The organism is Proteiniphilum propionicum, from assembly GCF_022267555.1.
GTDB classification, from domain to species: Bacteria; Bacteroidota; Bacteroidia; order Bacteroidales; family Dysgonomonadaceae; genus Proteiniphilum; species Proteiniphilum propionicum.
Window position 1 is genome coordinate 1,750,623 of record NZ_CP073586.1, and the last position, 13,241, is coordinate 1,763,863.

Annotated in this window: 18 protein-coding genes; 9 read left to right on the plus strand and 9 right to left on the minus strand. The window is 42.1% G+C overall.

The window, feature by feature from the left end:
* Positions 1-2: 2 nt before the first annotated feature.
* From KDN43_RS07140 to KDN43_RS07180, 9 genes are all read right to left on the minus strand, one after another.
* On the minus strand, positions 3-1,052 hold the full coding sequence (locus KDN43_RS07140; protein WP_238869123.1) for an ATP-grasp domain-containing protein: 1,050 nt from the start codon (positions 1,050-1,052) through the stop codon (positions 3-5).
* Positions 1,045-1,290 carry a PqqD family protein gene (locus KDN43_RS07145; RefSeq protein ID WP_238869124.1) on the minus strand — a complete coding sequence of 82 codons (246 nt, stop codon included), beginning with the start codon at positions 1,288-1,290 and terminating at the stop codon, positions 1,045-1,047. Before KDN43_RS07145 ends, KDN43_RS07140 begins: the two co-directional genes overlap by 8 nt.
* A gap of 164 nt (positions 1,291-1,454) precedes the next feature.
* A complete protein-coding gene (locus KDN43_RS07150) occupies positions 1,455-1,910 on the minus strand; it encodes a hypothetical protein (RefSeq protein WP_238869126.1) in 456 nt (151 codons plus the stop codon).
* 35 nt (positions 1,911-1,945) lie between these two features.
* Positions 1,946-2,506, minus strand: coding sequence for a hypothetical protein (locus KDN43_RS07155; RefSeq protein ID WP_238869128.1), 561 nt, complete (start codon positions 2,504-2,506; stop codon positions 1,946-1,948).
* Positions 2,499-2,792, minus strand: a complete 294-nt coding sequence (locus tag KDN43_RS07160; protein WP_238869129.1) for a hypothetical protein — start codon at positions 2,790-2,792, stop codon at positions 2,499-2,501. Before KDN43_RS07160 ends, KDN43_RS07155 begins: the two co-directional genes overlap by 8 nt.
* Before the next feature lie 36 nt (positions 2,793-2,828).
* A complete protein-coding gene (locus tag KDN43_RS07165; RefSeq protein WP_238869130.1) occupies positions 2,829-3,374 on the minus strand; it encodes an RNA polymerase sigma factor in 546 nt (181 codons plus the stop codon).
* A 195-nt stretch (positions 3,375-3,569) separates the two neighbouring features.
* Positions 3,570-4,880, minus strand: a complete 1,311-nt coding sequence (locus tag KDN43_RS07170; protein ID WP_238869132.1) for a TIGR00341 family protein — start codon at positions 4,878-4,880, stop codon at positions 3,570-3,572.
* Positions 4,881-4,992: 112 nt separating this feature from the next.
* The gene (locus KDN43_RS07175) at positions 4,993-5,922 is read right to left on the minus strand and encodes a fibronectin type III-like domain-contianing protein (RefSeq protein ID WP_238869133.1); all 930 of its coding nucleotides are present in this window, start codon (positions 5,920-5,922) and stop codon (positions 4,993-4,995) included.
* A gap of 31 nt (positions 5,923-5,953) precedes the next feature.
* Positions 5,954-6,679 carry a hypothetical protein gene (locus KDN43_RS07180; RefSeq protein WP_238869134.1) on the minus strand — a complete coding sequence of 242 codons (726 nt, stop codon included), beginning with the start codon at positions 6,677-6,679 and terminating at the stop codon, positions 5,954-5,956.
* A 154-nt stretch (positions 6,680-6,833) separates the two neighbouring features.
* Here KDN43_RS07180 and dut point away from each other — a divergent pair, with 154 nt between their 5' ends.
* The 9 genes from dut to KDN43_RS07225 all read left to right on the plus strand — a co-directional run bounded on the left by dut (position 6,834) and on the right by KDN43_RS07225 (position 13,179).
* Positions 6,834-7,268, plus strand: a complete 435-nt coding sequence (dut, locus tag KDN43_RS07185) for a dUTP diphosphatase (RefSeq protein WP_238869135.1) — start codon at positions 6,834-6,836, stop codon at positions 7,266-7,268.
* Positions 7,269-7,284: 16 nt separating this feature from the next.
* The gene (locus KDN43_RS07190) at positions 7,285-9,027 is read left to right on the plus strand and encodes a tetratricopeptide repeat protein (protein ID WP_238869136.1); all 1,743 of its coding nucleotides are present in this window, start codon (positions 7,285-7,287) and stop codon (positions 9,025-9,027) included.
* Between the two features lie 108 nt (positions 9,028-9,135).
* On the plus strand, positions 9,136-9,804 hold the full coding sequence (locus KDN43_RS07195) for a transposase (protein WP_238865744.1): 669 nt from the start codon (positions 9,136-9,138) through the stop codon (positions 9,802-9,804).
* A complete protein-coding gene (locus KDN43_RS07200) occupies positions 9,782-10,069 on the plus strand; it encodes a hypothetical protein (RefSeq protein WP_238866127.1) in 288 nt (95 codons plus the stop codon). The genes KDN43_RS07195 and KDN43_RS07200 overlap by 23 nt, the downstream gene beginning before the upstream one ends.
* Positions 10,047-10,244, plus strand: a complete 198-nt coding sequence (locus KDN43_RS07205) for a hypothetical protein (protein ID WP_238866128.1) — start codon at positions 10,047-10,049, stop codon at positions 10,242-10,244. Before KDN43_RS07200 ends, KDN43_RS07205 begins: the two co-directional genes overlap by 23 nt.
* Positions 10,219-10,398: a hypothetical protein gene (locus KDN43_RS07210; protein WP_238869138.1), complete on the plus strand. Its 180-nt coding sequence runs from the start codon at positions 10,219-10,221 to the stop codon at positions 10,396-10,398. Before KDN43_RS07205 ends, KDN43_RS07210 begins: the two co-directional genes overlap by 26 nt.
* Complete coding sequence (locus tag KDN43_RS07215; protein WP_238869139.1) at positions 10,334-10,834, plus strand: hypothetical protein; 501 nt, start codon at positions 10,334-10,336, stop codon at positions 10,832-10,834. Before KDN43_RS07210 ends, KDN43_RS07215 begins: the two co-directional genes overlap by 65 nt.
* Positions 10,835-10,965: 131 nt before the next feature.
* On the plus strand, positions 10,966-11,817 hold the full coding sequence (locus KDN43_RS07220) for a DUF4292 domain-containing protein (RefSeq protein WP_238869141.1): 852 nt from the start codon (positions 10,966-10,968) through the stop codon (positions 11,815-11,817).
* Positions 11,818-13,179, plus strand: a complete 1,362-nt coding sequence (locus KDN43_RS07225; RefSeq protein WP_238869142.1) for a murein hydrolase activator EnvC family protein — start codon at positions 11,818-11,820, stop codon at positions 13,177-13,179.
* The last annotated feature ends 62 nt before the right edge of the window (positions 13,180-13,241 follow it).

Consider the following 13,241-nt stretch of genomic DNA (forward strand, 5'->3'; position numbering starts at 1 on the left):
AATTACATCTCTCCTGTTGTTGAAATTTTTTCAAATTCCGATATATCCACGATCATATCGTAGGAATAGCGGATAAACATTTTGCCGCTCTTATATTCCGTGAACGGCTTAACTTTTTTGCCCAGAGCCATTTTTAAAAGTGCTTCGGCATGATTCTGCCCGCATCCGTTGGCCAGGTACACCCAGGCCGGAAAGCGGGGATTCATCTCTAGCAGGTAATACTCATTTTTTTTTGTCTTTATGAATTCCAGCTCACAACCACCTCTCCAGCAGCTTTTCTCTATCACGTGGCGCGAAATTGCCAACAGCTCTTCATCTTCTAACGATATACCCGACCAGGCTTTACCCTTGTCGGTTATGTAGAGTTTACGCATCGGTATGGCACCGATACAGTTTCCCTGACCGTCTCCTATAGCGGTAACGTTCACTTCCGTGCCTGGAATAAACTCCTGCACAATCACCGGATAGCCCCATTTGGCAACAATCTTGTAGAAATACGAGCTTGCCTGCTCGTAGGATGAGGCAATATAAGCATCGTAATAACGCCCTTTGATCACCATAGGGTAATCTAGTTCGTCTTCCAATTTTTTGATCTCCGATACCCGGCTGATCATATGGTTTTGAGGTACTCTGACACCATATTTGTCACCAAATCTGGAGAGCTCTGGTTTTTGCCGTTCTTCGAACTGTTCGTGTGAAGGCAGGAAGGTTGCAATGCCCAACTCCGATTTCAGCTCCTTTTGAAGCTTGATGAAATTGTGTAACTCCGCATCGAAATTGGGAATTAGCACATCGATCGGTTCCCTGCCGGCAATGTATCGCAACCGTTCTTTTAGCACAGCCGATCCCGCTGTGGGTAACGGAAGCTGATATACACTGTCCACGAGATGGTGCATATATATTCCTGGCTCCAGTGTTTCATACGAAAGGCCAATAATGCGCACTTCAAACTCTTTGCTTTCTTTCAGTGCTCTTATTACCGGAATTCCAGGTCCCGGACTGTCGATATTGTTCAGTCCTGTTACGGCAACGGTGATTTTTGTTTTACTCATGTTCGGTTAGTTGATAGCTCTTCAGCATGGTCAGAAAATCATTCAGGTCCTTTTCTGCTGTATAGGTGTCCAATTCATACTCCTCCCGAAGGGCCTCTAGTATGTTTTTGTCACTCTCCCCCTCTTTCAGCTTTAGAAGGACAAAAATACCGGTCTGATTTACACTGAAGCTGTCGCCGGTGAGTGGATTAAAAATAAACCCGTTCTCACTGATAGCAATGTTTTTTCTAATTTTCATATCAGGTTGGCATTTGGTTTTGGATATGTGATTGTTCAATTCTGACAGTCATCATATCAAAAGTCAGTAACAAAAATAATCGTTTATTTGTGTTGTTCACAAAAAAACCTGCTGAAATTTTGTTTTCAGCAGGTTAAAGTTAGAAATCGGATTAGTAAAATCACCTATTTTGTCTCTCTCCAGTCACAGATGCCGTTTTTGTTGGCATCTACGAAGTTTACACCGCGACCCCTCCCATTGCGAATCCCGGCTCGGTATCCGGCGCCACGTCCGCGACGCGGTGTCCCTTTCTCGAAGTTGTCACAAACGCCGTTGCCATCGGCATCTATGAAATATCGTCCCCGCCCTTGTCCGTTACCAAATCCCATGCCTCTGCCACGTCCGCTGCCGTTGCGTAGTGCCTGTCTGCCATTGGCATTGGGATTCCCGGGGGTGCCTTTTTCGTAATTATCGCAAATGCCATTGTTGTTGCTATCTACGAATGCGGGGCCTCTCTGTATTGTTTGTCCGGCCTGGATCGTTTTATCCTGAACTTTTTCTGTTTGATCCTGATTTTGGGCAGCTGCCCATCCAATGGTGACAACCATCATTAATGTGATTGTAAAAAGTTTTGTTTTCATTTTTCTTTATTTATTTAATGATTTTGATTTATTGTTTACGGTTTATTCCACCCTCTCCCGTATCTATGTCTGTAGCCCCCTCCCGTGCTGTCCGGACGGTAATATCCGAATCCGCGCCGGGCGTTGCTTGTCTCATCCCTGTAGAGAGGAAGGAATGTTTCTTGCAGCCTGTAGCATTGAGCTGAATCACATACCGATTTAATTGAGAGGTAAAAATCGTTAGTGATTTTCTTCAGCTCAGCGTGATGCCTACCTATATGGTCTGATATGCTGTTCAACCTGATCGTGTCGGGCTGTTCCCTGTTCAACTCTATGAACATCTCTGTCTTCAGCGAATCCATCTCGTAGATCAGTAAGTTTGCCTGTGGCTGGAATTGCCGATTTGCTTTCCGGAAGGCGTTCATCTGCTCATCATCGAACCTAAGTGTCTGACGGAAATACCTTCCGGTGAGCGGAGCCCGGCTTTCATCTATAACAACTGCAGCCTCATTGTCTTTTACCTGCCGGTTATGATAAAATATGGTTCCTATGGTGGTCAGGTTCAGCACCACTAACAGCGCAATTACCCATATCTGTATGCTGTTCTTCTTAGTCATAATCTTCCAAATTATAATATTCCAGGTTTTCTATCTGACTATCGTTGATATTCATACCCAGCTTCGGATAATAATCACCTTTATAACTATTTCCGAGAGTGATTCCCAACACTGTAACAGCAGCAAAACTGGCAGCCAGGGCAATGGCTTTCCACACAGATGGCCGGTAGTTTGCCTGCAGCTGCTTTCTTTCTATCTCCGCCAATACGCGTGTGCTCAGGTAGGGACTGGGGACCATCTGCTTTTCGCGTTCAATCAGGTCATTGATATATTTTTCTGTTCCCATTCTGTTGGTTTGTTTATATGTTTGACAAGTCTCCCATTATTTTCCTACGGTTTTGTCCAGTTTCTTTTGCAGATTACCCTTTGCTCGTTGCAGTAGTTGTTCTACAGCCCCTTCTGATTTATTCATGATACGGGCGACCTCTTTCTGGGGCAGTTCTTCATATCTGCTCAACACAAAAGCTGTTCGTTGAGAGGTGGGAAGGCGGTCGATTGCCGCTTTTATCAGTCTGTCTCTCTCCGCTGCTTCCAATTGTTCAAGTGGCGTTTTCTCGTTGCTATAATAGTTGAAGATGTTTTCGAGCGACAGCAATAACCTGTTTTTACTGTTCCGTTTAATAAAATTAATGCTGCAGTTCGCTGTTATCCGGTAGAGCCATGTGGAAAACTCAGCCTTTCCTTTGAAGGAGTGCAACGATTCAAAAACCCTTATAAAAACCTCTTGGGTGAGGTCATCCGCATCAGCTTTGGAATGCACGAATCCCATGGCTGTGCGAAATACCACTCCCTGATATTTTTCTATTAATTCCTTAAAGGCTTGAGTGTTGCCGGAGTTAATTTTTTCTATGAGTTCTGAGTCCGTCAAAGTGCATGATGTTTGATTTAGTATTTAGACAACAGTTCCCTGATTTTCCTACGGTAGGATTACTTTTTACGGTTTTATTTCATTCTTTTACGTAAACGTTTTTTAATCTGCTTGATCGTTAACCGGAACCTGTTTCTTTTTTAACTCCTGGAGGGCTGTATGTGGCGGATGAAAAATAAATTGGTTGCCTGGTCGCTACTTCTCAAAATAGGTTTTCGTTGCTTTATTGTTAAGTCGCACCCGTACCCATTCAGTAATTTTCTTCTGCTCGTTGCGGTTCAGTTCCTTTTTTGATGTGAAGACTACGATAGGTATTCGTTCTGATCGGGTTGTATCGGTAAAAATAACCGACTCGGCATAGGAGCAGCTCTTCATCTGTGGGTATATTTGCCTGATCTCCTTTAAAAGGTTTTCTCCCATCCCAGGTATGTTTTGTATACTGTCCAGTCTCCATTGGGCTTTTTTCAAAGAGGAGGTGGTGATGTTGAGCTTGTTTTCCAGCTCCTGTGCTTCTGTTAAATAGCGACTGGCACTTTGTTTCAGAATTTCAGCATCTGCTCCTTCAATAATACTGATTTTTGAGGTGTCCAGCTGAAAGATAAGTGCTTTTTCTTTTATTTGAACCAGTTCTTCTTCGTTAGGCCCATATCCTGAATAGAGGAGTGATATTGAGCTCTGGTTCGGGTCCACCTTTGCTTCAATCAAGTAGCTGCCGCTTAAAATCGATATCTCCTGCAGATAACGGTTTGAACTTTCAGAAAAACGCTCCTTCTTTACCAGATCGTATCCGAATATGATGCTTGGGATGATGGTGATAAGCAAAATGGTGGTGATGGCGCTGTTAACCCTTTTACGCTGGGCTGGATCTATGATGCTGCGAATAGGAAGTTTAAGGATCTGACAGACGGTGAGTGATGATACCGCAATAAAAACTGTATTAATGGTGAAGAGGTAAAGGGCACCAAAGAAAAAATTCAACTGGAGGGTAGCAAGCCCGTAACCTGCAGTGCACAGAGGTGGCATTAGTGCAGTGGCAATTGCAACGCCGGGGATTACGTTCCCTTTCAATTTGCTGCTAATGGCTAATATCCCTGCCAGGCCTCCGAAAAGCGCAATAAATACATCGTAAATAGTGGGGCTTGTGCGTGCCAGTAATTCGGAATGAGCTGTATTTACCGGGGTGATGACAAAATAGAGTGTTGAAGTGATCAGACTTATACCGATGGCAAATGTGAGGTTTTTTATCGACCGCCTGAACAAATGCCAGTCATAGGTCGCGATGCTATACCCCATACCGTTGATGGGTCCCATCAGTGGAGATATAAGCATGGCACCTATGATTACCGCTGTTGAATTCATGTTCAGGCCCACCGATGCCACCAGGATGGCACACATTAGAATCCACAAGTTGGTTCCCTTGAAGACAATCCCTTTTTCAATTTCAGAGTGGATAACGTCAAAATCTTCCAGTTCTTTTCTGATGTCAAAATAGCTGATTATGCTCATTCTTTTTTGAGTATATGTTAATTATAGCAACGTAGTTTAAGTATGTTATAATTACTTTACTCTTCAAAGATGCAAAAAATAACTGGACATAACTTTTATTTTTTTATTTTTTTCATTGTGTAACAGAAAAACTTGCTTCATTGGAGTTATCAGCAGAACTTTGAGCAATCCACAGTTTAAAGTCGCCCGGTTCGGTTTTTTTCTTCATGTCAATTCCGTAGAAGGCCAGATCTTCGGAAGCAAGATTAAACGTTACCTGTTTGGATTCACCCGCCTTTAATGCAATCTTTTTAAACCCTTTTAGCTCTTTCACCGGGCGGGTTACGCTTGCAACAAGCTGTCGGGTATAAAGCTGTACTACAATCTCTCCGTCTGCCGGCCCTGTATTTCTGACATCAGCGTTATTTAGTTGTTTGCGTGTCAATAGCCTTTGAAAATCTTCACCGTTGAAACTGCAAAAATCATTATCTATCATTTGCGCAAACATCTTGTCTCCCGATGGGAAAAAATACAATACGGCAGGATAGGGCTTGAATGTCCTCACCTCTTTGCCATCGAAGACAAAGAATGCAGAAAACGACTGGAAGTAAATCTTTCCATCGAAAGGATATATCGTCCATATTTCATCGTTATGAAACTGATAATCATCAACAATACTTTTTATTGAGTAATAAATAAGCTGATTGGACCGGTTTCGTTCGAAATATCCGAATTCCTCGAATGAACCTACATATATTCGCTCAGTCGAGTGATTGTTGTCTATATAAATAGACTTTACTGAGAGATTATTGGGGAGTGGACACAGAGACCAGTTGACTCCGTCAAAACTCAAAAGCCCGTTTTCGTTACCAAAATAGATTACTCCGTTACTGCCCTGTTCTGCTGCCCAGTTTTGGTTGCCTGCCCTATATATATTTGTAGTATAGTTATAGACCGGGGGAATGAACGGGATTTCCTGTGCACTGCTCCCGATAGAGAGAACGATTAAAATTACGGTTAAGAGTGTCTTGCAAATATTTTTTTTACGTACAAGATAAATCATTTTCAGATCTTCTTTAGTGAGGGACTGATGGCTATTTCTTATCTAACAGCTCATCTATCTCTTTTTCATTCAGTACTTTTACATTGGTAAAAAGAAATTTTGTATCGAGAAAATTTCCGTATTGATTACACTCAGTGATAGCGTCGTGGAGGCTCGACTTAACATCCTTATCAAATGGGAAAAGCATGAGGATGGTAAAGTAGTTTTCTTTGATTACAAATTTTTCAATAACTATTTCTGCTTTTTGCAACTGAAAAATAAATTCGCGCTCTACCATCTCCTTTTGCAAATCGGTAAGTTCTTGCCTGTTATTGGTTGTGAAAAGGGCGAAAAACCGCAGTTTCTTATCGTGGCCACCCAGGCCCGAAGAGATATATACTTGCTGATGCCCCGAAAGGTCTGAGCTAAGAATGATACGGCTGCTGACAAGTGCCATGGACGACCAGTTAAGCAGTTCAGGCTCTAGTGGACTACTGTGATATGTTTCAATAGATCTGTATGCTCCTACATCGGGTATGGAAGCAAGAAGGGTCAGGCTTTTTTTCTTACGTTCGATGGACTCGTCGGGAGAAAATAAAACAGCTACCTCTTCATCTCGCACAAAGGGGGTGTTTTCTCGCCGCATCCTGTCGAAATATCTGAAATACTCCATCTGCTCCTCAATTGGCACCAGTTCCTCGAGGATATGAAATGAGTCAATTCCCTGTTCATTCAGCGTTTGACGTAATTTTGCCAAAAGATCATCTTGTCCGCTCATATATGCAAAGATATGGTTTTTTCTTACTTCACGAGTGACAATCTCTCAAAATGTTATATTCCTTTGGAATTAAATTCCTTAAATTTCATCAAATTGATAATAATTTCCTCAGAATTGTATAAATTCGCATAATTAATTCGAATGACTCTCACCAATGAAGATTAAAATAGTAAACATGTCACGTCATCCGCTTCCTGAATATGCAACGATGTCGGCTGCCGGACTAGACCTACGTGCGAATATTGAAGAACCTGTTGTTTTAAAGCCTCTGGAGCGAGCCCTTGTGCCGACCGGCATTTTTATTCAGCTCCCTGAAGGATATGAAGCTCAGATACGCCCCCGAAGCGGATTAGCAATAAAACATGGTATTGGAATTGTGAACTCACCCGGTACAATTGATGCCGATTACCGTGGTGAAATTCGGGTGATCATGGTGAACCTGTCGAATGAAAATTTTACCATAAACGACGGAGAACGCATCTGCCAGATGGTGGTTGCTCAACATGCCAGCGTAGAGTGGGAACCGGTTGACACACTGGATGAAACAAAAAGAGGAGATGGAGGGTTTGGACATACCGGCAAACAATAGAAACTGTAGGCAAAGAATGAATTATCTGACAGAAATAAAAAAGCTGAATGCCGGCCTGGTTTTATTATACCTGGTATTGGCAGTTATGCCACTAAAGGCAGTAGCTCGCCAGGATGTACGTCAAATACATCATAATGAAGCAACTGATAGGAAATTTGATTACTATTTTTACGCTGCTTTGAATGCAAAAGCTCTTGGGAAATATGATGAAGCTATCGACTTTTTTCAGCATTGTTATGCACTGGATTCAACCAATGCAAATGTAATGGTTGAACTGGGGACTTTCTACAGTGTGCTTCAGGAAAAAGACAGGGCGCTGGATTTTTTCCGGAAAGCTGTTCATTACGATAATTCCAACTACTACTATAATATGATGCTTGCGGGATTATGCAAAGAACTCGAGCTTAAACAAGACGTTCTTGGCATTTACAGTTCTTTGCTGAAGTTATACCCCGACAGATCAGAACTTTATTTCGAACTGGCAAACGCATATGCAGATAATGGAGAACAACAAAAAGCTATAGATGCGCTTAACGAACTTGAAAAAAGTACTGGAATGTCAGAGATGCTTTCACTTAACAAGTTCCGTCTATATTCCCTGATGGACAAAAAGGAGAAAGCATTTGAAGAAATTCAGCAGTTCATTGACAAAAATCCCGGTGATCCCAGGTATCTTATCCTTATGGGTGATCTATATATGGAAGACAATCAGGATCAGAAAGCACTGCAATATTACGAACAGGTGAAAGGTATAGATCCTGATTATCCAGAACTTATTCTATCCATGGTGAACTATTATGAGAAAACAAACAATAAGCCCGCCGCACAGGCTGAGTTACAGAAAGCCATCACAGGATCGTTTATGGATGTTGAGACAAAACTGCAGCTTCTTACACGTTATCTCGGCATTCTGCAGCAGAACCGACAGGAACTGAAACAGGCAAATACACTGTTCGAATCACTCTTTGAACAGCATCCCAACAACAGGCAACTGAACATGATTTATGGCAATGTCCTCATGCTACAGAATGACAAAGAGGGCGCCATGGAACAGTTCGAGATATATACCAAGGATAATCCTGGTGATCCGGCAGGGTATGAGCAAATGATCCGTATTGCCTTGCCTGATGAAGATCTGGAGAAAATTAAGGAGGTAACAACTGAAGCACTAAAACATCTTCCAAAGGAGCCTCAGTTCTATTTCTACTTAGGTGCTGCCCATTATCAACAGAAGAATTATAAGGAAGCATTAAGGGTATTTGAGGAGGGGTTGAAAAATGCAGTAATGCTGAGTCCAGCTATGGAATCAGATTTTCATGGTCAGATAGGCGACCTGAACTATTTTCTTGGGAATAAAGATATTGCTTTCGGATGTTATGAAAAAGCTTTAAAGCTGAATCCGCAAAATCTTCCTGTTTTAAACAATTACAGTTATTATCTGTCTCTTGAAAAGAGGGATCTGAACAAAGCAGAGCAGATGAGCGGGATTACAATAAAGGCAGATCCGATGAACCCTACTTACTTAGATACTTACGGGTGGGTATTGTTTGAACAGGGATCTTACCTTATGGCAAAAATATATATTGAAAAGGCCATGGAATATAGCAAGGAGAATCCATCAGCTGAGGTTTATGAACATTACGGAGACGTTTTGTTCAAAACCGGAGAAAGAGAGAAGGCAATAGAACAGTGGAAAAAGGCAAAAGAACTGGGACGTGACTCAAAAAAATTAAATGAGTCCACTTTAAAAAGTCCCTGACTTTAATTTTGTTGTTTTATTTCCGTTTTTTGTTGATAAAACGCTCTGAAAATCCCTTGTTATCAGATAAAAAAATCGTATTTTGCATCACCTAAAAGAGAAGAAATCATGTTCAAGAAGACATCTGTAAATCCACAATATGACATGTTTTCCACACCTTCCACCCAAATGGGTAAGCGTGAGGCAAAAAAATATGATGATCCTGCGGCGTGGCACAACCGGTTTTATGCAAACGTCACCTCCCAAATAGACGAAACCATATTTGCTCCCCTTTTCAAACAGGGTAACATGGGCGCTCCCAATGCTTCCATACGGGTGATTATCGGAATGTCCATCATCAAGGAGGGTTTTGGCTGTAGCGATGAAGATCTGTTCGATAAATGCCAGTTCGATCTCCTGGTGCGTAAAGCCCTGGGTCTAGTCTCCCTGAGTGATGTTGCACCCTCTATCGATACTTATTATTTACTGAGAAGGCGTATTTGTGAATACGAAAACCGGTATGGTGTAAACCTGATGGAAAAGAGCTTCGAGCAGCTCACTGGCGACCAACTCTCCACCTTCAAGATATCCGGCAAATCTGTCCGTATGGACAGTAAGCTCATTGGCAGCAACATCGCCTGGTACTCCCGTTTCGAGATCATTCACAACACTTTCCGCGGGTTTATCAAGGACCTGGGCGATAGGGGGATGCTTCTTTTGAACCCCAGGCTCAGGAAACAGGTACTTCTATTTTTTAGAAGAAGATGCTCAGAATATGGTTTACCGCTTAAACAGTGAAACTCTCGGCGAGAAAATCTCTTCCCTGGGTGGGCTCATTTATCAGGTTCTTAAACGCCTTGCAGAGACCACTACCGGCTACGACCTTCTTCACCGTGTCTTCCACGAGCAATACGAGGTGGTCAAGGGACAGGCTATCCTTCGTCCCAAAGAGGACATCACGGCCAGGAGCGTTCAAAACCACAATGACCCCGATGCCGATTATCGAAAAAAAAGGAGACCAGAAGGTAAAGGGCTACAGTGTGAACATCACCGAGACCTGTGATGACACGGATGAACAGAAGGACAAACCCAACCTGATCGTAAACGTTCAGGTGAAACCGGCAAGTGCTGCAGACAATGGCTACCTGAAGGATGCCGTTACCAACATCCAGGAGAAGGTAAGCACCGATATAATAGAGAAAGTCTATGCCGATGGTGCTTATCAATCCCCCTGGTAACAGGGAGTTTGCCGATATGAACTCAATTGAACTTATAACAAGCGGATTACAAGGGAGACAATCTAAATATGACCTGGAGATGAAGGAGGGTGAGCTGGTTGTCACCCATATCGAAACCGGAGAGATTATCCCTGCATACAAAACCGGGGGATAAATGGAGGATTGCCACCACAGGCAAGAGCAAGTACCGGTATTTTACGAACGAACAGATAGCAACTGCAGAACTAAGACACGAACTCGCGGCTATCCCCGGGCAGGAACAGATGAAAAGAAACAACGTGGAGGCAACCATCTTTCAGTATTGCTTCCATACGAGGAACAACAAAACACGATACAGAGGTTTGCTCAGGCACAAATTATTTACTTTCGCCAGATGTTTATGGATAAACCATGTCCGCCTTGGAAATTATCTGATAACAATAAGTCAAAGAGCGCATGAAAATGGTTTAATAACCGATTTTCGCTATATAAAGACCTCCATAAGGGAGAAACTTTTTATCGTGTTTGATTTTTTACTTCCTTGCTTCTCAAAAATAGGAAATGAAAAATCAACGAATTACTTTTTTAAACTTAAAATTGCCACTATTTAAAGTGGACTCTTAAATAAAAAAATAAAAACCCGAAAGTTGTAAATGTCCTAGTTGGTAAATAAATGCCGGATGTGGAATTTTTTATGACCGTTATTTGAAATTAAAAAAACAACTGAAATAATTATCGAGCTATGAATATTTCTCACTGCAAACATATCTTTTTATTCTTTTTTTTGTTGGGCATTGCTCTAAATTCCTGTAAGCCCAAACAACAGATTGTTTACTCCACCTCTCCTGTGGAAGATAAATCATATAATCAGCTTTTCAATGACATTATTACCAGTGAGTTCCCTTACTATACCTTTTCAGCCAAGCTTAATATGAACTTGACTAACGGTTCCAGGTCCTTAAGTTCAAGAGGAAATATACGCATTGTGAAGGATAATGCCCTTCAGATTTCTATACAACCTCTTTTCGGTGTGGAAATGTTTCGATTTTATATCGATCCCGATTCTGTACTGGTGCTCGACAGGATGAACAAACGTTATGTTCAGGAATCTATCAGTTCTTTGAAAGAGCAATATCCGGTAGGATTCGACTTCTATACCATGCAATCGGTTTTTACCAATGCTCTTTTTGTTTCAGGAAAAAAGAAGGTGGAAAACTCAGATTACCTTAACTTCAAATACATTCGCACATCAGATCAATATTACTATTTAACCGGTAAGGACAGAGAATCGGGGATAGACTACTCATTCACGGTAAATTGTGACGATCGTATCACATTTACACATCTTATGCAACCAGAGAAGAAACATTATCTGCAATGGGGATACAATAATTTTGCAATATTGAACAATATTACTTTCCCGCATAAGATGAATGTAACCCTTTCATCTTCATCACGAAAGGTTGATGCCGAACTGCTTTTTTCCGATATTATCACAAATCAGCCATTTCAGTTGGGTAAGAGTGTTCCAGTCGGCTATAATAGAACCTCTATAGATGCAATATTGAAAATTATCTCTCCGAATAAAGACTAAATGAAAAGGTTTACTCTTATATATCTTTTTTCATTGTTTGCTTTTGTCTTATTTTCTCAAACCAGTCAGATCGAAAGTTTACAGAAACAGCAACAGGCCTTACAGGAGGAGATAAGAAGCACAAACAGGCTTTACCTTGATGTGCAAAAACATACTACAACTATACTGGATCGTATTAACCTTATTAATAAACAGATTTCTTCACGAAAAGAGTTGATCAATTTGCGGAATCAGGAAATAGCAGCATTGAAAAATGAAGAATCGAGGCTGGAAAGTGAGATTTCACGGCTCAATAAAGAGCTGAAGCGGAAGCAGGATAGCTATGCCAACGCCATGAAAGGCATGTTGAACAATAAGTTCAGCCAGAATAAGTTACTGTTTATTTTGACAGGAAGGTCCCTTGGCGAGTCGTTGAGAAGAATGCAATACCTGAGGGAGTATTCAAGATGGCAGAAGATGCAGGCTCAAGAAATAAAGGTGCAAAATGCCGAAATCACAGCCAAAAAGGAATCTCTAACCCTGGCCAGAGCCGGCAAAGAAGAGGCGCTGGCATTGTTGAGGAATGAACAGATAAGGTTGCAGGAGGAGGAGAAAGCGCGTCAATCGGAGGTAGCAGAGGCTCGTGGGCAGCAACAGAAGTTAAAGAAATCTATTCAGGACAAACAGCGCAGGGCATCACAGCTGAACGCACAGATTGAAAGATTGATTGCTGAAGAGGTGGCACGCCAGGAGAGGGAGGCTGAGGCTGCCAGGCGGGCAGAAGAGGCTGAACGACGGAAGAGAGCCGAACGGGAAGCCGCAAAAATCAAGCGCGAAGGAGAAAAGAGCAAGGAGGCAGTAGAGAAGGAGGAGGCAGCCGGGCGAAAAGAGGAAGCTGCGCCAAGTGGTTCGCCCGCTCCCAGAATTGAGGTAGGAGCGAGTACAGCATCGGCGGAGACATTCAATCTGTCTAAGAATTTTGCTGCAAATAAGGGAAGACTGCCTATGCCTGTTTCCGGAACTGTATCAATAGTTGGCAATTTCGGCACCAAAAAACATTCGGAATGGAATGTGACAACCAATAGTAATGGTATTGATATACAAGCTCAGAGGGATGCCAATATACGTACCGTTTTCGATGGAGAGGTTTCGAAAGTGTTCTCTTTCCCCGGTTCTAACACTTGTGTTATTGTTCGTCACGGAGAGTACTACACATTTTATGCCAACATATATGATCTTTTTGTTAAACAAGGGGATAAAGTGAAGACAGGACAATCGCTGGGACGTATTTTCACCGATCCCGATACCGGAGTCTCTACCATGCACTTCCAGCTGTGGCAGAAAACAACAAAACTTAATCCTGCGCCATGGTTGCAGCGATAATTTAGTTTTGTATTGTAAAGGTGAAAAGAATCTGTTGTTTCATAAAGTTCAAGATTGTATAT

Coding starts and splice junctions, on each gene's coding strand:
- KDN43_RS07140 (WP_238869123.1), bottom strand. CDS start 1,052: ATGAGTAAAACAAAAATCACCGTTGCCGTAACAGGACTGAACAATATC.
- KDN43_RS07145 (WP_238869124.1), bottom strand. CDS start 1,290: ATGAAAATTAGAAAAAACATTGCTATCAGTGAGAACGGGTTTATTTTT.
- KDN43_RS07150 (WP_238869126.1), bottom strand. CDS start 1,910: ATGAAAACAAAACTTTTTACAATCACATTAATGATGGTTGTCACCATT.
- KDN43_RS07155 (WP_238869128.1), bottom strand. CDS start 2,506: ATGACTAAGAAGAACAGCATACAGATATGGGTAATTGCGCTGTTAGTG.
- KDN43_RS07160 (WP_238869129.1), bottom strand. CDS start 2,792: ATGGGAACAGAAAAATATATCAATGACCTGATTGAACGCGAAAAGCAG.
- KDN43_RS07170 (WP_238869132.1), bottom strand. CDS start 4,880: ATGAGCATAATCAGCTATTTTGACATCAGAAAAGAACTGGAAGATTTT.
- KDN43_RS07175 (WP_238869133.1), bottom strand. CDS start 5,922: ATGATTTATCTTGTACGTAAAAAAAATATTTGCAAGACACTCTTAACC.
- KDN43_RS07180 (WP_238869134.1), bottom strand. CDS start 6,679: ATGAGCGGACAAGATGATCTTTTGGCAAAATTACGTCAAACGCTGAAT.
- dut (WP_238869135.1), top strand. CDS start 6,834: ATGAAGATTAAAATAGTAAACATGTCACGTCATCCGCTTCCTGAATAT.
- KDN43_RS07190 (WP_238869136.1), top strand. CDS start 7,285: ATGAATTATCTGACAGAAATAAAAAAGCTGAATGCCGGCCTGGTTTTA.
- KDN43_RS07195 (WP_238865744.1), top strand. CDS start 9,136: ATGTTCAAGAAGACATCTGTAAATCCACAATATGACATGTTTTCCACA.
- KDN43_RS07200 (WP_238866127.1), top strand. CDS start 9,782: ATGGTTTACCGCTTAAACAGTGAAACTCTCGGCGAGAAAATCTCTTCC.
- KDN43_RS07210 (WP_238869138.1), top strand. CDS start 10,219: ATGGTGCTTATCAATCCCCCTGGTAACAGGGAGTTTGCCGATATGAAC.
- KDN43_RS07220 (WP_238869141.1), top strand. CDS start 10,966: ATGAATATTTCTCACTGCAAACATATCTTTTTATTCTTTTTTTTGTTG.
- KDN43_RS07225 (WP_238869142.1), top strand. CDS start 11,818: ATGAAAAGGTTTACTCTTATATATCTTTTTTCATTGTTTGCTTTTGTC.